We start from the raw sequence: 19,045 nt of genomic DNA, 5'->3' as shown, positions 1-19,045 counted from the left end.
GTCATGACCAACGAAGGCCCTGCCGGCTATGCCCGACTGCAAGATTTCGGCCTGCAGGACGCTGTCACCCTGCTGGCGAGAGTGCGGGCCGGCGCCGACGAAACTCCGACGGCGTCACCCCCACTTGGCGCTTGAAGGCAGTACTGAAAGCGAAAGCGTTGCTGTAGCCAACTGTGCGGGCGACGTCGGAAACCGTGACATCGATTGAGAGCAGCAAGTCTCCCGCCAGCGTGAGACGCCAGCGAGTGAGATAGCTCATCGGTGGTTCACCAACGCCGACGCGAAAGCGCGCGGCAAGTGACGCACGCGACGTATTCACTCGGCGGGCAAGCCTCTCGACAGTCCATGCCGCCGCAGGATCGGCGTGGAGGTATCCCAGGGCCTGCGCCACCAAGGGATCACGGCACGTGAGCCACGTCGGTTCCTCAGAGCGGCCCGGATCGTCGACCCAGCTACGGATCGTACTGACGACGAGAATGTCGAGAAGGCGATCGATCACGACCTGGGCCGCGGGGTCGTCATTCGCGATCTCGCGCTCGAGCAGGGCAACTAGAGCACTGTCGGCCTCGTTGTGAGGTACGACTGCCATTCGGGGCAGGGCGCGGGCGACGAGGCCGCCAGCCTCGTCGGGACGCTCATACGTGCCAACGAGAAGGGACGTCTCACCATCCGACGCGTTACCCCACCGCCGGACACCATGTCGGAGTTCATCCTGGAGGTCGCGACCATCGAGGGTGGTGCAGTGCTGCCCTGGGCCAATCTCGATGGAGGGTTCGCTGCCTGCATCATCAGTCACGCTGTACGGCTCAGGCCCACGGATCAGCGCGACATCACCAGCGGTGAGCAGCACCTCGTTGACGAGGGCCCGGCCTCGGCTGACGACGACGACCGTCAGGGCGGCCTCGTCATGAACGGCGAGACCCCACGGGGCGCTCATATTCATCGAAAGGGCGAAAGCTCCCACGGCCCGAGGCCCGTCTAGGAAATGCGTTAGTGGATCCACGTCCGCAAGGTTAGACGATTACGAAGCTTTCTCGCCCTCTCACCCATTCCCCGTCTCGCCAAGCGCATGTGTACTTGGTCCATGACATCTCTCATCCTCGGCGGAGCTGGACGTTCCGGCTCGCGCATCTTCGACCGACTGACCACCATGGGCGTACCCACTCGACTCGCATCCCGCAAAACAGGGTTCGACTGGGACGACCGCGAGACATGGCCCGCAGCCGTCCGCGGCGTCACGGCGGCCTACGTCTGCTTTACGCCTGACCTCGCTTTCCCGGGAGTGCCCGACAAGATGCGCGCCCTGGGCCTTTTGGCTGCGGCGGAGGGGCTCGAACGGCTGGTGCTGCTCTCGGGCCGCGGCGAAGAGGGCGCGAGAGCTAGCGAGGACGCCCTCCGCCATGGCGGGGTTCCGACGACAGTTCTGCGATGCTCCTGGTTCCAGCAGAACTTCTCCGAGCATTTCCTCACCGGTCCGGTTCGCCGCGGACGACTGCGACTACCAGCCCTCGACGTCCCCGAAGCGTTCGTCGATCTCGACGACGTCGCGGACGCTGCCGTCGCCGCCTTGACGCAGCCGGCCCCGCAGAATGCCACCTACGAACTGTCGGGGCCTGAGCTGCTGACGTTCACGCAAGCAGCAGCGATCATCGCCGACGCGTGCGGGCGGCCGGTGACCTTCGAATCGACCGACGTGCCGACCTTCGTCGAGGACCTAGCCGCGGACGGGGTGCCGGCCGAGGAAGCTGAGCCGCTCGCGTACCTTTTCACCGACATCCTCGACGGACGTAACGCGTCTCTCGCTGACGGAGTTCAGACGCTGCTGGGCAGGCAACCATCGTCGCTGCGTAGCTATGCAGCGCGAACGGCGGAATCGGGAGTCTGGTCGTGATTCACGTCGCCGCGGTCGTAGGGGCTGGGTTGCTCAGTGGGGTGTATGCGGCGTTCTCGACGATTGTCGTCCCTGCGCTGCGGTGCCTTGACGATCGTGCTGCGACGGCCGCGATGATCGAAATCAATAGAAGGGCCGAGCGCGGGCCGTTCATAGTGCTTTTCGGATCGGCAGCTGTTGCCGCCGTCGCTCTGGGCATAGGCGCGATACCCCGAGGAGCTGTTCCGGAGCTCGTCATTGCGGGAGCGTCTCTTGCAAGCACTGTCGTGACTATGACCGTCAACGTCCCCCTCAACCGGCGGCTCCACAAAGACGGGGCGGGATTCTGGTCTGAATACAGCCGACGCTGGGCTGCAGCGAACACGGCTCGCGCGGCCTTCGCCGCCACCGCCCTCATCGTCGCCGGCACGCACTGGTCGCTCAAGTGAACCGGCAGCGCCCCTGACTCCCCCAACCCGCAGCTGCATTCTCCGCCTGATAGACGCCCGGCCATGGAATTGATCGCTTTCAGCGGCTCCTGCTGTTGGCTTCGAGCATTGCTCCCCGAGGCGACAGAGCTGCAGTTTTCGTGATTGGTCGATATGAGCGACTCAGAATCAGGGTTTGAAATGAACCTAGGTCTCGACTCTGTCCTGGCGGCGGACAGGTTGTGTCCTCGTTCATTTCTACTGTCGGTGCAGTGGCGTGGCCCGCCTGAGCCCGCACGCGATGGAAGGAAGTTTTGATGAGTGCCGAGATTTTGCCGTTTCGAATCGACATACCGACGAGTTCGGTCGACGACCTCAAGCGCCGATTGGGTGCGACCCGGTTCCCGCCCGCCCTTCCGGGCGATGATTGGCCTGCGGGAGTTCCGGTGAGCTACCTTCATCGACTGGTCGGGTACTGGGCGGAGGAGTTTGACTGGACAGCACAGCAGGCCGCTTTGAACACACTCCCGCAGTTCACGACGGTGATCGAGGGTCAGACGATCCATTTCCTTCACATCCGATCAAAGGTCGACGGGGCTCTGCCCCTGGTGCTCACTCATGGGTGGCCGGGTTCGTTCGTCGAGTTCGTCGATCTCATCGGCCCGCTAACGGACCCCAAGAGACACGGGAGATCCGCTGCGGACGCGTTCGATCTGGTCATTCCTTCGTTGCCCGGGTTTGCGTTCTCGAGCCCGGTTGCCGAGGGTGGTTGGGATGCCGCTCGGATCGGGCGCACGTGGGCGACGTTGATGGAACGCCTTGGGTACGATCGTTACGGCGTGCAGGGCGGGGATATTGGTGCCGCCGTGTCACCGGAGGTGGCCCGCGCGGCACCGACTCACGTGGTTGGTGTGCACGTCAACGGGTCGATGGGGATGCCATTGCAGGCCCCAACCGAGGCTGATCTTGCGTCCTTCACACCGTTGGAGCTCGACCGTCTCGCACGAGTGCAGACGTTCATGCACGAGGAATACGGCTACATCGCGATCCAGTCCACCAGGCCACAAACCCTCGCGGCCGGCCTCGTCGATTCGCCTGCCGGTCAGCTCGCCTGGATCGTCGACAAGTTTCACAAATGGACTGTCCCGCACGAGGCCCTCCCGGAAACGGTAATCCCGCTAGATCGAATCCTGACCAACGTGTCGATCTACTGGTTCACCGAGACTGCCGGCACAGCGGCGTACATCGGGTACGCCCAGCACTCAGCCTGGGGAGCGACCAAAAAGCCCTCCGGTGTGCCGACTGGTGTCATCATGTACGCCCACGACGTGGGTATCCGCAGTTATGCAGAACGAGAGAACACCATCACCCGGTGGACCGACATTACTGATCGCGGCGGTCACTTTGCCGCGCTTGAAGAGCCACAGCTGCTCATCGAAGACATCACCGAGTTCTTCCGGCCGCTCCGCTGACCGAAGTGGGCCGGTTCTCCGGGGCCGGCCCGCTCTAGCCCTGCAGTGATGCTCGGCCCGCCTGTTCCGCGACTCTGCCGAATGCATCGCGCAGTCCATCAGGCTCTATCACCTCGACGTCGGCCTGGAGAAGCAGAAGCCACCGTGCGATTGCGTCGTAGCTGTCAGCTCCCGCACGCACAATCGACGTTTCGGGGGACTCTTCTTCAATGGCACCCCACGCAGGTGCCACCCAACGGCTCACGGCTTCGACGGATGCGTGAACGCGGACGGTGGCGGTGACTTGTTGCCATCCGGCGCTGAGCTGTCGGGTGATCCACTCTTCGATGCTCGGCCCCGGAAACACGTGCGCCCTGATGAGCATCGCCGTCCCCGCGAATTCTGAGATGCGGTCGACGCGGTAGGTGCGCCAGTCGTCGGCGTCGATATCGAACGCAACGAGGTACCACCGGCGCACGGTGTTGACCAGAGCGTGAGGGTCGACCCTCCGCATCCTCGATTCCCCGTTCCGTTGCGTGTGCCGAAACTCCACTCTGCGTTGCAACTGACACGACCTCGCCAGCTCGCCTAGAAGACCAACGTCGACCATCGGGGAAATGAGCGGCTCCACACCATCTATTGGGACGTCGACAGTGACCTTCGCCACTGCGTCGATGACCCACCGCACTCGTGGAGGCAACGACGCCAGAATCTTCCCGAGGGAACTGGCGGCGAGAGTCTGGTCGGAGTCCTCTGTCCATCGCCGTAAGGCGAGAGCGCAGGCCAGGGCCTCGTCGGTGGAGAGAAAGATTGGCGGCAGAACCGAGCCTGGCTCGATGGAGTACCCGCCGTCCACGCCGAAGCGGGTGTCGATCGGATACCCCAGATCGCGGAGGCGGGCCACGTCGCGCCGCACGGTTCGCGTTGTCACACCGAGGTCGCTTGCCAGCCTGTCGCTGGCCACGAACCCATTCCGTTGAAGCATCCCCAGCATCTCGAAGGTCCGTGACGTCGTATCCCACATAGGCCGATCATCCTCCAGAGCTAGGACACGCATTGTCCGTAGAGCAGGGTGCTGACCCAGTGATTCGTGCAGCGCGGCCGAGCCCCCCCTCGACAACTAAGTCCCGCCGGAGCAACAGCCCCGGTTACATTGCTTATGTGGCTAGCGTTTCTCTCTACCCCGGGTTCCCTCTGCCCGACAGCGATTACGGCGCGTTAGTCCGGATTCTCGGCCGCGAGCTGGCAGGTGGAGGGCCGGTGCGAATAGCGCACTCCTTCGGGTCGTTCGCGGCGTTACAGGACGCGTGTCAGGAGCCCGCAGTCCCAACGGTTCTCCTCGCGCCGAGCACACCACGCCAGCGACCCGGCCGACCTGTCGTGAAGGCGACGTTGGAGCTCGCCAGTCGTCTGCCTGGTCACCGGGGCCTCGCCTATCGGATGCGCATGGCGACGTATAAGCGATACCGTTCGCCTGCGCCTCCCGGGTCGGGTCTGCCGCTCAGCGAGGCCGCCGCACGCCTGGACGGCGTGACGTCGAATGCTGTTCCTGCCATGCCTGGTGTGATGGTGATCTGCTCGCCCGGGGATGTTCGGCGGAATGCGCAGATGCAGCTCGCACAGTCCCTCGGCGCGCGTACCGCTTGGGTCGACGGCGGACACCTCTTCCCAATCACTAACCCGGGCGCGACTGCAAGGGCAATAATCGAGCTCCTCGGACCTTGAGGGATAACTCGCCGCGGCCGCATAAGAATGCGGCCTTAGGGAGATCGTAGATCGTCAGTCTTGCCGAAGCCCCATCTTCGAAAGCTGCACGATCCACTCGGGCGTCGGAAGACCTACACGCCGGTCGGCGTTCACTCGGACCCGCGCCGCCACTGCACGCACCCGGTCTGACGGGATCTGGTTCGGGTCCTGTCGCTGCGGGATTTCCCGGATACCCACCAGGTTCTCCCTAGCCGTTCTTCCGCCCGTCGAACTCATCGCGTCGCTCAGTTTCGCCGGTGCGGTCCGGGGATGATTGCTCGCATCGACAACATCGGGTCGACCTCTCGCTCGTTCAGCCAACACCAGACGGCATGCGCTCCAACTTCGGGTGGCAACAGCCCGTGTTCGTGAACCGGAGCGACGTCGGCGGCGTTCCAGGGCGCCGCTACCTCCACTTGGCTGTCCGGCTTGCCCGTGAGGACGAGGGCGAGGAGTTCGTCTGCTCCCATCCTCCCTACTTCCACGGCGACGAGTTTCGACTTTCCGTCGACGATTACTTGCGCCCATGGGCTACCGGGCCGCTCGTCCTCGATGAAAAATTCTTGCCCGTCTGCGACGCCTCCGCACATCAACGCGCGGATTTGGATCTCGCCGTAACACCGCCCTCGAGCATTCGAAACACGCGATCGCCAGACGAACTTCCGATCCTCCACTGTGGGCGCCTCGGCATGTTGCTCGTCGAGGCGCGGGTCCGCATGCCCACCATCAAGCACGGGCGCGCCCAGGATCCCCGTCGAGTTCATCAGATGCGATATTCCTGGGGTACCGCGCGAGACCGTCTTGAGGCCGCTCGCCCAGGTCATCGTTTCGATTCCACCGGCGCCCCTTCCGGCCGCGGACGGATGAGGGGGCCGACGGACCCAAAGGACTCCGGCCCTCTTTCTCGGTCCCGGCGAGAAGCTGGTTGAGAACCTCTTCGGCAAGGAGCTGCAGTTCTCTTGTAGTGATCTGGCGCACACGCGAATGAGCCGGGGGTTGAGCATCCACTGGCTGCTCACGACGGCAGAACCTGAACCTCATGAAGACCAACTCCCCTTCACGGCATCTGTCTGATGCATGCACGGCCGAAACCTCCTGGGCTTGACAGTGATGCTGCTGTGTCATCGACGGTAGAACGGTGCACGGACCGGTTGTTCCCGCGCCGGAAGGCACCATCCGTCGCTGTCGCTCGGCGGCCCGGGCGGGTTAGTCCGCTTGCGGTCCTCGTCCCCATCCCCACACAGGCAAGCTCTGCAGTTGAGCTTGGTGATGCGCGGCCAGCTTCCCGGACCAGTAAGCGGCTCTCTGCTTGCTGGCCCAGTTCGCGAGGGTTCGTTCCTCTGCACCGCGACGCTCGGTAGGAGCTCGGCCGTGCTCGCCGAGGAAGCGCGCATACCGGTTGAACGTCGCCATCCATGCGGTCTCACGAGGGTCCCAGTCGAACAGGTCGATCAGATCGAGCCGTTCGCGTTGATAAGCGCACAACCGCCCTGCCCGATCTGCTCGGCGTTGCGTGCGCGACCACTCCGCGAGAGTCAGCTCCTCCTGCCGAGTCGCCGACCCGGGGCGCCGATTGTTCGCGGGAGCCTTCCCTGTTCGAGCGATGTGCTGCTCCAGCGCCTGCCTTCCATCGGTCCACTGGATCACGCGAAGCGGAATAGGGGGATCTGCCGGACAAGTTCCCAAGGGATTCGTCTCGGCGCGGAAGAAGAGCATTCCCCGCCGCATGTCGTAGGTCAGCTTCTGCGGTGGCAGCGCTCGTTGTGATCGGTAGTGGTCGTGCATCGCGGCGAGGCGAGCGCGGTCGAGCATGAGGTCCCTTCCCGAACCGCACGGTGCGGTTCGGGAAGGTCATGCGCGGCATGTCGCCGTATTGGGCATCAGGGTGCCTTCCGGCGCGGGACCTACTGGCCTGCGCCGCTCGTTACCGTCAATCCCGAGCGCGCGGAGTCCCGTCGCAGGAAGGCAACGCCGTGTTCAGAGGCGTTCCAGCCGGTTGGTGCTGTCTGACGGCAGGAGAAGGGTCGTCGTCAGGAGGCAGCGACCGTTGGTTCGCGGAAGTCGTGACGCGGTGGAAGTGAGATCGGATGGAACGACGCGCTGCGGTGAGGTCGGCCGAAACCTCCTGCCCCACTATCGCGCGAGGTCGGAAGCCTGTCCGATAGCCGTCTGCCGGCACGGGGCAGGTCGAAGCTGGTCCGCTATGCGGCGCTACTCAGATGCGCTGCGCGCCTCCGACGAGATCGAGCCGTCGGGGACCGCCTGCGAAGGCTCAGAGAGAGGATCAAACGAATGCTCGCGAAGAAGAGATGCGACCCGGGGGAACACGGCCGCCCAGTGAAAAAGATCAGCGATCTGCATCAGCGTCTCGCCTCGCTGAATTCGGACCAGACGATCGTAGGAAAGGCCGGCAGGGAGCTGGTCCTCATTCTTCGTAACCCACGCACGGAGGTTGGTTCCTTCGGAGGCCAGGCTTTCGCGCACGGCGTTCGCAACCTGATGTTGAAGCTCCGTCGCACGCCACCGCGGGCCCGTCGCACGCTTCTTGTCGACCGGTGTTAGCGGAATCGTCGAGATCCCGAAGGCCTTCTTCTGCGTGGCGAGAGCCCGTGGTTCGACGACGAAGCCGACCGCGGGATCAGAAGACGCTTCCGAATCGGTCTTCGAAGCCGTCGCCTCAGGCCCGCGCTCACTCTTTTCCACCATCTCGCTCCCAATGTAGGACGGGTTTGCACCGCCCATGTCTGTCACTGCCGCACTCGTTGAGAGTATCCGCGTCCCAAGTAGGGAGATACCGCAAGAGGGCGCACGCCGCTTTTTCTGAGCCGCACACAGAGAAGGCATGCAACTCAAACACCCCTCACCTCTGGCTCCAGAGCGACACAACGCTCCTCACCTCGACCCCCGAATCGGGTCGACCCATTTTCGCCCTCTCGTTTACCTCGATAGCGAGCGAGCGCAGCTTCGAGAACTCGTCGGCTCGTTCATATCGGCGACCTTTTCTTCTCATCGCAGCCTGGTCGCCAAGGTGTTGGGTGCATGTGGTCGTGGGGCGCTGGTTCACATGAGCGAGTACACGCCCCGGCTCGCCCCTCAGCGGTGGGAACCCATCGCCGACTTCGTCCGCGACGCCGTCGCGGTAACCGCGCCGCAGACCAGCTACACCTCGAACCGCATCTTCCTCGTGCTCTCCCTCTACGTCGACTGGGCCGTCAACATCGTCGGACTCCCGATGACGACGAAGGTCCTGTTCCGGCGCGAGACGATCGCGATGTTCATCGCCCGCCCCCCGCGAGAACTCGGAGAGGGAACTCTCCGCAACTACCGGTCCATGCTGCTCCGCGTAGCCGAGGTGCTCCTCCCCGAGCACAATGCGACCGCGATGAAGCCCCTGAACGGACGAACCAGCGTCGCCCCGTACACAGAGAAGGAAGAGGAGCAGCTCCGCCTCTGGGCTGCAGGACAGAACACCGACCTGCGCCGCCGCCGCGCGAAGGCGATGATTGCCTTCTGCGGAGGCGCCGGCCTCCGTGCCGCGGAGATTGCCGAACTCAATGTCGGCGACGTCATCTTCGACGGCGGCGCACTTGTCACCGTCACCGGCACCAACGCCCGCGAAGTCCCCATGCTCGCCGAATGGGCGGGATTCGCCCACGAAGCCCTGCACGATATGGAACCGGACGCTCCAGTGTTCGGCACTCGCAACAGGAACTCCCACAAGAACTTACTCTCGCGCTTCACAGAGAAGACCTCCGGCCCTATCCGACCGCGCAGCGACCAACTTCGGGCAACCTGGATCGTCAAGCACCTCACCGCGGGCACCCCCATGAAGGAACTCATGAGGGCCGCCGGAGTGGAGAAATTCGAGAACCTCGCGCGCCACCTGCAGTACGTCCCCTCGCTCGACACCGCCGACTACCGCCGTCGCCTCCGTCTCGAGGCCGGCAGGTGAGCGCCGCGAAGCGCCGCCGCGCCGAAGAACTCATCGCACACGCATTCCCGGGGCACACGCTCCGAGACGTTCAGCGGGAGTCACTGTCCCCATTCCCCAACGCCTACGTCAATCAGGCGATTCAAGTGATAGAGAACTCGGGGGCCGCAGCACTCCTCACCCGGTGGCGCCTCGACGATGAGGTGGCGGCGTGCGGCCGGAAGCCGCACATCCCGATGGAGTCCGCCCTCGTCATCATGCTTATGCACATCCGCGAAGGAACCGGCATCCTCTTCACCGATATGGCGAAGACCCTGGCGTACCGACTGACTGATGAGCAGCTGCAGAGAATCGGAATTACGCCGCGACACGACGGCTTGCGCAAGTGGTACAACCGCTTGTGGCACAGCGTCGAACGAATCGTTGACCTCATCGACGCCTACCCCGGACAGCGTTACCGAATCCCGGTCAAGGGAGGCTATCGGCAGATCATCGAGGCCCGCGACCCGGAGGAGTGCGAGAAGAAACGCCTTCGCGCCTCCCGTCTGGCGAATCAAATCGTCCGGGGCTCAGTCGAGCTGGTCGAACCCAAACTGTTCGACCGGTGGAGGGGGAACGCCGCCTTCGACGCAACGATCGTCGGGATGGCAGGCAAAGCCGGAAACCCGAGAACGAACGAGATCGACCGGGATCGCCGGTCCATCAACTACGACGCCGGTTCCTACGTTCGAGGCGGAGACCACAATGGCGACGCCGCTCCTCGAACCGCGAAGAAATTCTGGGGACTGGAACTCGAAACCATGACCATGACGGCAAACGCCCCGGGAGTACCAGCAGACTTCCCGCTCCTGACAGTCGCCATCGACTACCACCGACCCGGCGCCATCAAGCTTGCCGGACAGCGGCTCCTCACAGAACTGCAGCGGCACGAGTACCCCGCCGGTCATGTCGCTTGCGACCGTGCCTACATGCCGGGCGCCTTACCGGAAGAAATGCAGGGCCCGTTCCTCGACGCCGGCTACACCGCCGTATTCGACTACGGCCTCGACGACTTCGGCCTGCAAGCATATTACGAACACGCCATCCTCGTTATGGGCGCCTGGTACGTCACCGGCATGCCAAGCGACCTCATCGAAGCAGAGACCCTCCACGCAAAGGCTCTCACCGCGTTGCGGAAAGGGCACTTGAAAACGGCCGCCGCCCTCGAAGCCGAGCTCAAAGAATTGAAGGGCGGCAGCCCGCAACGACGTGTCCTCGAAGCCAAACTTCGGGCGACCGTCCGGCAATCCGTGAAATTAGAGGTGCCCGAACGTCGCGCCGCCGACGACCTATTGGAAGAACGTCAGGCCCAACGGGCCACCTACCGTCTGAAGCGGAAGGGCCGCATCCGACCCGACGGCTCGCAACAGTACTTCTACCCGGATCCCACCAGTTATCAGGTTGTCGACCGTCACACCGGCGAGCTCGCGAAACCAGTCGGAAAGAGCACCGTCGTCATCCCACGGGAGGCCGGACTCAAGTACAAGCAGCACTACCTCCACGGCTCTGCAGAATGGCAGGGCTGGTACAGCCTCAGGAACACCGTCGAAGGAAGCTACTCTCACCTGAAAGACGCCATGAAGGAAGACCTCGGCAACCCGGCCAAGCGTCGAAAGCGAGGGAACACCTTCGCGTTCCTGGCCATGGCGCTCATCGTTGCGTCCGCAAACACCCGGAAGTTCCTCGACTGGGTCGCCCAGAATCACTCGGACGAGAAGATCACCCCGAAGAACCGGGCATCGTTCGGACTCGACGCCGAGATATCCGCAGAGCGCATCAGCCTGACCGTCGTCGATGACCCGCCGCCCATAACTTAGGCAGTAGCCAGCACGACTAACACTTCACCCGCACGATTCAGACGATTCGCCCTGCCCAAAAGCGGGGCGTTTCGTTTTCAACCCGCCCGCAAAGCTGTTCTGCAGCTCGTTGAGCCGACGGCTGGGGGGAAACAGGCGGAAACGGCAGAGGGCCGACCGGGATATCTCACCCGATCGGCCCTCAAATTGTAAAAGCCGAACTCTTTCAAGCTAAAGGCTGAACTCACCCTGGTGCGCGAGGGGGGACTTGAACCCCCATGCCCTCTCGGGCACACGGACCTGAACCGTGCGCGTCTGCCAATTTCGCCACTCGCGCAGACTCAGCGACATTAGCACAGCGGATGCCGCGACATCCGGTGCCCAGACGGCCACCGCCACCGCTTCACCCGCCCGTTCCGCCGCCCGAATTCGCATCCGCCGTGCACCTTCGCCGCGCGGATGCCGAAACGGGCAGCGGATGCGCCGAGTCGAGCGCCGAGCCGGCCATCACCCGCGCACCGCGACCCCGTCCCGCCCCACCGCGCAGGGCACCTCCCGGGAGGGCCGCTAGCATACTGACAACTGCGCAACGACCGGATAGAGGACACCGTGGGCCTGTTGGACAACTTCGAGCAAGGGCTCGAGCGCGTCGTCAACGGCACCTTCGCCAAGACGTTCCGGAGCGGCCTCGCCCCCGTGGAGATCACGAGTGCCCTCCGACGCGAGCTCGACACGAAGGCCGCCGTGGTCTCCCGCGACCGCATCCTCGTGCCCAACAACTTCACCGTGCGGCTCGGCCGCACCGACTTCCAGCGCATGTCGAGCATGGGGTCGAGTCTCACTGACGAACTCACCGGGCTCGTGCACACGCACGCGACCGCTCAGGGCTACCAGTTCGCGGGAGCCGTGACTATCCGTCTCTCCGAAGACACGTCGTTGAGCGAGGGCATCATCCGCATCGATTCGACGAACGTGTCGGGCGAGGTCGCCTGGACTCCCGTGCTCGAGATCGCCGGCAAGCGCCACCCACTCACTCGCTCGCGCACCGTCATCGGGCGTGGCAGCGACGCCGACATCACGATCGACGACACCGGAACCTCGCGCAAACACGTCGAGGTGCTGTGGGACGGCAAGCGCGCGCAAGTGCAGGATCTCGGCTCTACGAACGGCTCCAAACTCAACGGCGAGCCGGTCACGAAAGCGCTCCTGGCCCCCGATTCGGTCATCACGATCGGCAGAACCCGTATTGTTTTCCGAGTGCTCGCCCAAACCGTCGATCCATCCGCTGCGCGAAACGCAGGCCGTGAGCGAGGCAGCGCCCAGTGAGTGAGCTCACGCTCCTCATCCTGAGGATCGCCTTTCTGGTGATTCTCTGGTTGTTCATTTTCGGCATCGTCTACGCCCTCCGATCCGATCTGTTCGGGTCGAGCCCGCGACGCCAGAGTGCGGATGCCGCCGTCCCGGCCCCCGCCCCCGTCGCGTATCAGCAGTCCGCACCTCCCGTCGCGGCTACCCCTCGACCGACGCCTGCGAGTTCTCTCCCCCACAACTCCGCGCCGGCGGCGACCGCCCTCACGGCGAGCAGGCTCGTCGTGACGATCGGCCCGAAGGCGGGGATCGAGATCCCGCTCGGCTCGAAGCCACTCACGATCGGGCGGTCGAGCGAGAGCGGCCTCGTGATCCGCGACGACTACACGTCGACGCACCACGCTCGTCTCATGCTCCTCAACGATTCGTGGGTCATCCAAGACCTCGATTCGACCAACGGCACGTTCCTCGACGGCATCAGGGTCGACGTGCCCACGCAGGTTCCTCTCGGCGCTCCGGTCAAGATCGGCACGACGAGCTTCGAGCTCCGGCGGTAAGCGCTCATGGCCACTGCGGGCAAGAGCGCGGCCGTCTCCCACGTGGGGAAGGTGCGCGCCAACAACCAGGACTCCGGTTACGCCGGAGCCCGCTTGTTCGTGGTCGCCGATGGCATGGGAGGGCACGCGGGCGGCGATGTCGCTTCGGCGATGGCGGTCAAGCGCATCATCGAGACCGACACCGCCTATTCGTCGGCGCAAGACGCCGAGTTCGCCCTGCAGTCGGCGCTCCTCGCCGCCAACTCGCTCCTCGCCGAGACGGTCTTCGAGCACCAGGAGCTCACGGGCATGGGCACGACGGTGAGCGCGATCCTCCGGGTCGGCGACCAGGTGGCTCTCGCTCACATCGGCGACTCGCGGGTCTACCGTTGGCGCGCTGGTGAGCTCGAGCAGATCACGGCCGACCACACCTTCGTGCAGAGGCTCGTCGACTCGGGCCGCATCACCCCCGAGGAGGCCGCGGTGCACCCGCGTCGCTCGGTGCTCATGCGCGTTCTCGGCGACGTCGACGCGGCGCCCGAGATCGACACGACGATTCTCGATGTCCGGCCGGGCGATCGTTGGATGCTGTGCTCCGACGGCTTGAGCAGTTACGTCTCCGATGACAAGATCCTCGCCGTGCTCGACAGTGTCGCCGACGCGACCGAGGCATCCGACCGTCTCGTCAAGGAGAGCCTCGACAACGGTGCCCCCGACAACGTGACGGTTGTGCTCGTCGACATCGACGAGTCGGGCGCATCGTCGTCGGTGCCCCCCGTTCTCGTCGGGTCGGCCTCGGCCCCGCTCTCATTCGAGCCCGAGCCGAGCCGGCGTCCGCTGCGACTGCCGACGATGCTGCTGCACCCGCTGCGTCCGATCCCTCCCGAGCCCGAGCACTTCGAGCCCGAATCGGAGGAGTACCTCGACGAGCTCATCCTCGAAGACCGGCGCAGAGCTCGCAATCGCCGCATCGCGTGGCTCGTGGCCATCGGCCTCGCGATCATCGCGCTCGTCGTCTCCCTCGTCGTCGCCTACCAGTGGACGCAGACCCGCTACTTCGTCGGGGCCAACGGCACGACGGTCGCGATCTATCAGGGAGTGCAAGCGGATGTCGGCCCCCTCTCCCTCTCGAGCATCTACCAGCAGACGAGCGTGACGCTCGAAAGCCTCCCGCCCTACACGCGCGAGCGCGTGGAGAACACGATCAACGCCAACTCCCTCGACGGCGCCGAAGCGATCGTCGACCGGCTCGCGGAGGTGGGCGATGAGTAGCTCGACGCAGGTCGACAGCGGTTCGCGCACCCCGTTCACCGAGGCGATCAAGATCCGTCTGCGCGAACCCGCCAAGCTCCGCAACCTCGAACTCGTGCTCTTGCTCTTCGCGATCGCGATCAATGTCGCGTCGCTCGTGCTCGTGCAGCTCGGTGTGCTCGGAACGGTGAGCGAACAGCTCTTCACCTACTCCGCGATCCTCGCTGGTCTCGCTCTCGCGATGCACATCACCCTGCGCATCGTCGCCGTGCAAGCGGATCCGTTCATCCTCCCGATCGCGACGGTGCTCAACGGCCTCGGCATCGCGATGATCTACCGGCTCGACCTCGCCGCGGGGCGCGAGGGCTGGGGCGCCTCCGGCATCCGGCAGATGGCGTGGACCGCCGTCGCCATGCTCGCGGCCTTCGTCGTGCTCGTGGTCATCCGCAACCACCGGGTTCTGCAGCGCTATCGTTACATCGCGATGTTCCTCGGCATCGCTCTGCTCCTGCTTCCGCTCATCCCCGGCATCGGCCGCGAGATCAACGGTGCGCAAGTGTGGATCGGAATCGGCCCGCAGCGCGAAGACGGCAGCGTTCCGCTCTCGTTCCAGCCCGGTGAGCTCGCGAAGATCGCCCTCGCCGTCTTCTTCGCCGGCTACCTCGTGACCGCGCGGGACAGCCTCTCGATGGTCGGCAAGAAGTTCCTCGGCATGCGGTTTCCGCGCGTTCGCGACCTCGGCCCGATCCTCATCATCTGGGTCGCGGCGATGGGCGTGCTCGTCTTCCAGCGCGACCTCGGAACCTCGCTCTTGTACTTCGGGCTCTTCCTCATCATGATCTACGTCGCGACGGGGCGGTTGAGCTGGATCCTGCTCGGTCTCGGACTCTTCGTGGGCGGCGCCCTCGCCGCCCAATCGGTGCTCGGATACGTCGCGAGCCGATTCGACGGGTGGCTCTCGGCGTTCGACAACGACGTCTACACCCAGATCGGTGGCAGCTACCAGCTCGTGCAGGGTCTCTTCGGTCTCGCCGACGGCGGCATCATCGGCACGGGTCTCGGCCAGGGCAGCCCCGACATCGTGCCCTTCGCCGAGAGCGACTTCATCATCGCGAGCCTCGGCGAGGAGCTCGGGCTCACGGGACTCTTCGCGATTCTCGGCCTCTTCCTGCTCTTCGTCTCCCGGGGCTTCCGCATCGGGTTCGCGGGGCAAGACGATTTCGGCCGACTGCTCGGCGTCGGGCTCGCGTTCGTCGTGGCCCTGCAGGTGTTCATCGTCATCGGTGGAATCACGCGCGTCATTCCGCTCACGGGTCTCACGACGCCGTTCATGGCCGCCGGCGGGTCGTCGCTCATCGCCAACTGGATCATCGCCGCGCTCCTGCTGCGCTTGTCCGACACCGTGCGCAATCAACCGAGGGTCGTGGTCGACTGATGAACAAGGAACTGCGCCGCGTCAGCCTGGTCGTGCTCGCGATGTTCGTCGCCCTCTTCGTGTCGAGCTCCATCGTCACGGTCTTCGAGAGCGACAACCTGCGAGCCGACAGTCGCAACACCCGCACGCTCTACGCGAGCTACTCCGCCGAGCGCGGCCCGATCCTCGTCGACGGAACGCCGATCGCGTCATCCACCCCCGTCGACGACGAGTACCGGTTCCTGCGCACCTACGAGAACCCCGAGCTCTACAGCGCCGTGACCGGGTACTTCACCCTCAACCAGGGCACGACGGGCATCGAGGGGGCACTCAACGACTACTTGAGCGGCACCGCGAACGACCAGTTCTTCGACCAGGTGAACGCGATCTTCACGGGCCAGAACCCTCGCGGCGCATCCGTCGAGCTCACGATCGACCCCGCGGTGCAGCAGGCCGCGTGGGACGCCCTCGGTTCGAACACCGGCTCGGTCGTCGCCCTCGACCCGCAGACCGGCGAGATCCTCGCCATGGTGTCGAAGCCCACCTACGACGCCAACCGCCTCGCCTCCCACGACATCCCCGCGGTCATCGAGGCCTACGACGAATTGATCGCCGACCCCGAGGGCCCGCTGTTCAACCGCGCGATCGGCGGCGACCTCTACGCGCCGGGATCGGTCTTCAAGCTCGTGACCGCGGCGGCCGCCCTCGACACCGGTGATTACACCCCCGAGAGCGAGTTCCCCAACCCGCCGCGCCTGCCGCTGCCCCTCACCGACGGGCAGACGATCTCCAACGCCGAGGGCGGCAACTGCGGCGGCACCGAGAACGCCACCCTCGCCACCGCGCTCCGCTTGAGTTGCAACATCCCCTTCGCCCAGCTCGGTGGCGAGCTCGGCTCGCAGACCCTCTCCGACTACGCCGACGCGTTCGGCTTCGAGCAGGACCTCGAGATTCCGCAGTCGGTGACCCCGAGCGTTTTCCCCGAAGACGACATGGACGAAGCCCAGCTCTATCTCTCGTCGTTCGGACAGGCGAGCGTGCGCGTGACACCGCTGCAGATCGCGATGGTCTCGGCCGCCCTCGCCAACGAGGGCGAGCTCATGCAGCCGAGCCTCATCGAGTCGATCTCCGACTCCGACCTGACCCCGATCGAGGAGTTCGAGGAGACGGTCTTGAACACTCCCGTGAGCAGCGAGACCGCCGCGACGATGACAGAACTCATGGTCGACGGCGTGAACAACGGCGCGGCCAGTAATGCAAGAATAAGCGGAGTCGATGTGGCCGGGAAGACCGGTACGGCGCAGAACGACGGGGCGGGGAACACTCTGTGGTTCACGGGGTTTGCGCCTGCGAACGACCCCCGGGTGGCGGTCGCTGTCGTCGTCGAGAACGGCGAGGGTTTCGGTAATTCGGTTGCGGCTCCGATCGCAAGGCAAGTGATAGAGGCGGTGCTGAACTAATGAGACCAACGAGCGGCCTCACCTTCGGAGGCAGGTACCAGCTCTCCACTCGCGTCGCGATCGGCGGCATGGGGGAGGTCTGGGAAGCCACAGACCTCGTGATCGGGCGAACGGTCGCGATCAAGATCTTGAAAGACGAGTACCTCGGCGATCCGGGCTTCCTCGAGCGTTTCCGCGCCGAGGCGCGCCACGCCGCCCTCGTCAACCACGAGGGCATCGCCAACGTCTTCGACTACGGAGAAGAAGACGGCAGCGCCTTCCTCGTCATGGAGCTCGTTCCCGGCGAGGCGCTCTCGACCATCCTCGAGCGCGAGCGCGTGCTGTCGACCGACCGCGTCCTCGATATCGTCGCGCAGACGGCTCTCGCACTCCACGCGGCGCACGCCGCCGGTCTCGTCCACCGCGACATCAAGCCGGGCAACCTGCTCATCACGCCGGACGGCCGCGTCAAGATCACCGACTTCGGCATCGCACGTCTCGCCGACCAGGTTCCCCTCACTGCTACCGGCCAGGTCATGGGCACCGTGCAATACCTCTCGCCCGAGCAGGCGAGCGGTCAGTCGGCCTCGTCGACGACCGACGTCTACTCTCTCGGCATCGTCGCCTACGAGGCCCTCGCGGGTCGACGTCCGTTCACGGGCGAGTCTCAAGTCGCGATCGCGATGGCGCAGATCAACGACACCCCGCCCGACCTTCCGGCGACGGTCTCCGAGCCGGTGCGCAACCTCGTCTACTCGAGCATCGCGAAGAAGCCGGCCGACCGCCCCGCGTCGGCGGCACACCTCGCGCGTGCCGCCCAGGCTCTGCGTCGCGGCGACGTCAACGGTGCTGCCGCGTCCGTGCCCGCCATCATCGGCGGTGGAGTCGGCGCATCGCTCGCGACCGAAGCGTTCTCGAGCGACGACATGCCGACCCAGGCCACGCGCCTGCTCACGTCTGCCGGCGCTGTCGGCGCAGCGGGGGGCGGCGTCGGCGGCGAGCCTCCCCAGGATGACGACGAGGAGAAGAAGCGCAGCCCGTGGATGTGGCCGCTCATCATCCTCTCCGGCCTCATCGTCATCGCCCTCATCTTCCTCATCGTCTACTTCCTCGGTGAGTCGGATGCCGACCCCGAGCCGTCTGCGTCACCGCGGCCGTCGGCATCCGCGTCTCCCACCCCGAGCCCCTCGCCGACGCCGAGCCCGACACCGACCGAGAGCAACGTCGTCGAGCTCGGTGACGGATCGCAGTTCATCGGTCTCAGCGAGGCGGATGCGACTGCTCAGCTCACCGAGCTCGGGCTCAACCCCGTCGCGAACGACGGGGACCCCGCCCCCGAGCCCGCCCTCGAGGGAACGGTCTACGCGATCAGCCCGCGCGGCAACGTCGAGCTCGGGTCTACCGTGAACCTCTCGATCTACACGGCCGTGCGCCAGCCCGACACCCCGGGCGCCCTGAGCGCGCCGGGCGGACCGTTCGAACCCGGCTCCGAAGTCGCCGTGCAGATCCCCGCATACACGGGGTGCCCGAGCGGAACCTCGCTCACAGCCTTCACCTTCTCGGTGAGCAACGGCACATTCGCGCCGGCCAACCCCGTGCCCGGCTCGACCTCGACCCTGCGTGTCACGGTGGGCGACTCCGGCGAGACCACGGTGAGCTACCTCGCGCAGTGCTCGGGTGTGGAGTCGGAGGACTCCGCGACCCTCGCCCTGCCGATCGCCGAGGCCGAAGCCGAGCCCGCTCCCGACCCGGAGGAGCCCGAACCCCAAGAGTAGGGTTGCCGCTCGCGCCGCCGGGTAGAGTGTTGAGACCCCTTACCCTGCGCTTGGAGATCGA

16 protein-coding genes and 1 tRNA gene are annotated in these 19,045 nt (G+C 65.2%); 11 read left to right on the top strand and 6 right to left on the bottom strand.

Features of this window, described 5'->3' with window-relative positions:
* Positions 1-64: 64 nt before the first annotated feature.
* Complete coding sequence (locus tag ACLHG5_RS11310) at positions 65-1,003, bottom strand: AraC family transcriptional regulator (RefSeq protein ID WP_411318888.1); 939 nt, start codon at positions 1,001-1,003, stop codon at positions 65-67.
* An 81-nt stretch (positions 1,004-1,084) separates the two neighbouring features.
* Between ACLHG5_RS11310 and ACLHG5_RS11305 the strand changes: the two genes are divergently transcribed.
* The 3 genes from ACLHG5_RS11305 (at position 1,085) to ACLHG5_RS11295 (ending at position 3,770) form a co-directional block, all read left to right on the top strand.
* Positions 1,085-1,891 (top strand): SDR family oxidoreductase, encoded by an 807-nt coding sequence (locus tag ACLHG5_RS11305; protein WP_411318887.1) that lies wholly within the window; start codon positions 1,085-1,087, stop codon positions 1,889-1,891.
* On the top strand, positions 1,888-2,319 hold the full coding sequence (locus tag ACLHG5_RS11300; RefSeq protein WP_411318886.1) for an anthrone oxygenase family protein: 432 nt from the start codon (positions 1,888-1,890) through the stop codon (positions 2,317-2,319). Before ACLHG5_RS11305 ends, ACLHG5_RS11300 begins: the two co-directional genes overlap by 4 nt.
* A gap of 296 nt (positions 2,320-2,615) precedes the next feature.
* The gene (locus ACLHG5_RS11295) at positions 2,616-3,770 is read left to right on the top strand and encodes an epoxide hydrolase family protein (RefSeq protein WP_411318885.1); all 1,155 of its coding nucleotides are present in this window, start codon (positions 2,616-2,618) and stop codon (positions 3,768-3,770) included.
* A 34-nt stretch (positions 3,771-3,804) separates the two neighbouring features.
* Here the strand turns inward: ACLHG5_RS11295 and ACLHG5_RS11290 are convergent, their stop codons facing one another.
* The 4 genes from ACLHG5_RS11290 to ACLHG5_RS11275 all read right to left on the bottom strand — a co-directional run bounded on the left by ACLHG5_RS11290 (position 3,805) and on the right by ACLHG5_RS11275 (position 8,246).
* Entirely contained in the window at positions 3,805-4,773 is a 969-nt protein-coding gene (locus ACLHG5_RS11290; RefSeq protein ID WP_411318884.1) for a helix-turn-helix transcriptional regulator, read from the bottom strand.
* A 967-nt stretch (positions 4,774-5,740) separates the two neighbouring features.
* Positions 5,741-6,319: a hypothetical protein gene (locus ACLHG5_RS11285; RefSeq protein WP_411318883.1), complete on the bottom strand. Its 579-nt coding sequence runs from the start codon at positions 6,317-6,319 to the stop codon at positions 5,741-5,743.
* A 382-nt stretch (positions 6,320-6,701) separates the two neighbouring features.
* Complete coding sequence (locus ACLHG5_RS11280; protein ID WP_411318882.1) at positions 6,702-7,307, bottom strand: helicase associated domain-containing protein; 606 nt, start codon at positions 7,305-7,307, stop codon at positions 6,702-6,704.
* A 399-nt stretch (positions 7,308-7,706) separates the two neighbouring features.
* Positions 7,707-8,246 (bottom strand): hypothetical protein, encoded by a 540-nt coding sequence (locus ACLHG5_RS11275; RefSeq protein ID WP_411318881.1) that lies wholly within the window; start codon positions 8,244-8,246, stop codon positions 7,707-7,709.
* A 91-nt stretch (positions 8,247-8,337) separates the two neighbouring features.
* On the opposite strand from ACLHG5_RS11275, the gene ACLHG5_RS11270 reads away from it, so the two are divergent.
* Both ACLHG5_RS11270 and ACLHG5_RS11265 read left to right on the top strand, forming a co-directional pair.
* On the top strand, positions 8,338-9,447 hold the full coding sequence (locus ACLHG5_RS11270; protein ID WP_411318879.1) for a tyrosine-type recombinase/integrase: 1,110 nt from the start codon (positions 8,338-8,340) through the stop codon (positions 9,445-9,447).
* On the top strand, positions 9,444-11,282 hold the full coding sequence (locus tag ACLHG5_RS11265) for a hypothetical protein (protein WP_411318877.1): 1,839 nt from the start codon (positions 9,444-9,446) through the stop codon (positions 11,280-11,282). Before ACLHG5_RS11270 ends, ACLHG5_RS11265 begins: the two co-directional genes overlap by 4 nt.
* Before the next feature lie 229 nt (positions 11,283-11,511).
* Here ACLHG5_RS11265 and ACLHG5_RS11260 read toward each other — a convergent pair.
* A tRNA-Leu gene (locus ACLHG5_RS11260) sits at positions 11,512-11,598 on the bottom strand.
* 272 nt (positions 11,599-11,870) lie between these two features.
* On the opposite strand from ACLHG5_RS11260, the gene ACLHG5_RS11255 reads away from it, so the two are divergent.
* The 6 genes from ACLHG5_RS11255 to ACLHG5_RS11230 are packed head-to-tail and all read left to right on the top strand — an operon-like array spanning position 11,871 to position 18,984.
* Positions 11,871-12,587 (top strand): FhaA domain-containing protein, encoded by a 717-nt coding sequence (locus ACLHG5_RS11255; protein WP_411316620.1) that lies wholly within the window; start codon positions 11,871-11,873, stop codon positions 12,585-12,587.
* Positions 12,584-13,126, top strand: coding sequence for an FHA domain-containing protein (locus tag ACLHG5_RS11250; protein WP_411318875.1), 543 nt, complete (start codon positions 12,584-12,586; stop codon positions 13,124-13,126). Before ACLHG5_RS11255 ends, ACLHG5_RS11250 begins: the two co-directional genes overlap by 4 nt.
* A gap of 6 nt (positions 13,127-13,132) precedes the next feature.
* Positions 13,133-14,377: a Stp1/IreP family PP2C-type Ser/Thr phosphatase gene (locus ACLHG5_RS11245; protein ID WP_411318873.1), complete on the top strand. Its 1,245-nt coding sequence runs from the start codon at positions 13,133-13,135 to the stop codon at positions 14,375-14,377.
* Entirely contained in the window at positions 14,370-15,791 is a 1,422-nt protein-coding gene (locus ACLHG5_RS11240) for an FtsW/RodA/SpoVE family cell cycle protein (RefSeq protein WP_411316623.1), read from the top strand. Before ACLHG5_RS11245 ends, ACLHG5_RS11240 begins: the two co-directional genes overlap by 8 nt.
* Complete coding sequence (locus ACLHG5_RS11235; RefSeq protein ID WP_411318870.1) at positions 15,791-17,230, top strand: peptidoglycan D,D-transpeptidase FtsI family protein; 1,440 nt, start codon at positions 15,791-15,793, stop codon at positions 17,228-17,230. The genes ACLHG5_RS11240 and ACLHG5_RS11235 overlap by 1 nt, the downstream gene beginning before the upstream one ends.
* Positions 17,230-18,984, top strand: a complete 1,755-nt coding sequence (locus ACLHG5_RS11230; RefSeq protein WP_411316625.1) for a protein kinase domain-containing protein — start codon at positions 17,230-17,232, stop codon at positions 18,982-18,984. Before ACLHG5_RS11235 ends, ACLHG5_RS11230 begins: the two co-directional genes overlap by 1 nt.
* The last annotated feature ends 61 nt before the right edge of the window (positions 18,985-19,045 follow it).

Source organism: Marisediminicola sp. LYQ85, from assembly GCF_046600695.1.
In the GTDB taxonomy this organism is placed as follows: Bacteria; Actinomycetota; Actinomycetes; order Actinomycetales; family Microbacteriaceae; genus Marisediminicola.
This window is presented reverse-complemented; position numbering and strand designations above follow the sequence as displayed.

Excerpts from the sequence above, each read along its gene's own strand:
- ACLHG5_RS11245 (WP_411318873.1), top strand. The coding sequence starts at position 13,133 with ATGGCCACTGCGGGCAAGAGCGCGGCCGTCTCCCACGTGGGGAAGGTG.
- ACLHG5_RS11285 (WP_411318883.1), bottom strand. The coding sequence starts at position 6,319 with ATGACCTGGGCGAGCGGCCTCAAGACGGTCTCGCGCGGTACCCCAGGA.
- ACLHG5_RS11305 (WP_411318887.1), top strand. The coding sequence starts at position 1,085 with ATGACATCTCTCATCCTCGGCGGAGCTGGACGTTCCGGCTCGCGCATC.
- ACLHG5_RS11290 (WP_411318884.1), bottom strand. The coding sequence starts at position 4,773 with ATGTGGGATACGACGTCACGGACCTTCGAGATGCTGGGGATGCTTCAA.
- ACLHG5_RS11240 (WP_411316623.1), top strand. The coding sequence starts at position 14,370 with ATGAGTAGCTCGACGCAGGTCGACAGCGGTTCGCGCACCCCGTTCACC.
- ACLHG5_RS11235 (WP_411318870.1), top strand. The coding sequence starts at position 15,791 with ATGAACAAGGAACTGCGCCGCGTCAGCCTGGTCGTGCTCGCGATGTTC.
- ACLHG5_RS11270 (WP_411318879.1), top strand. The coding sequence starts at position 8,338 with ATGCAACTCAAACACCCCTCACCTCTGGCTCCAGAGCGACACAACGCT.
- ACLHG5_RS11280 (WP_411318882.1), bottom strand. The coding sequence starts at position 7,307 with ATGCTCGACCGCGCTCGCCTCGCCGCGATGCACGACCACTACCGATCA.
- ACLHG5_RS11295 (WP_411318885.1), top strand. The coding sequence starts at position 2,616 with ATGAGTGCCGAGATTTTGCCGTTTCGAATCGACATACCGACGAGTTCG.
- ACLHG5_RS11230 (WP_411316625.1), top strand. The coding sequence starts at position 17,230 with ATGAGACCAACGAGCGGCCTCACCTTCGGAGGCAGGTACCAGCTCTCC.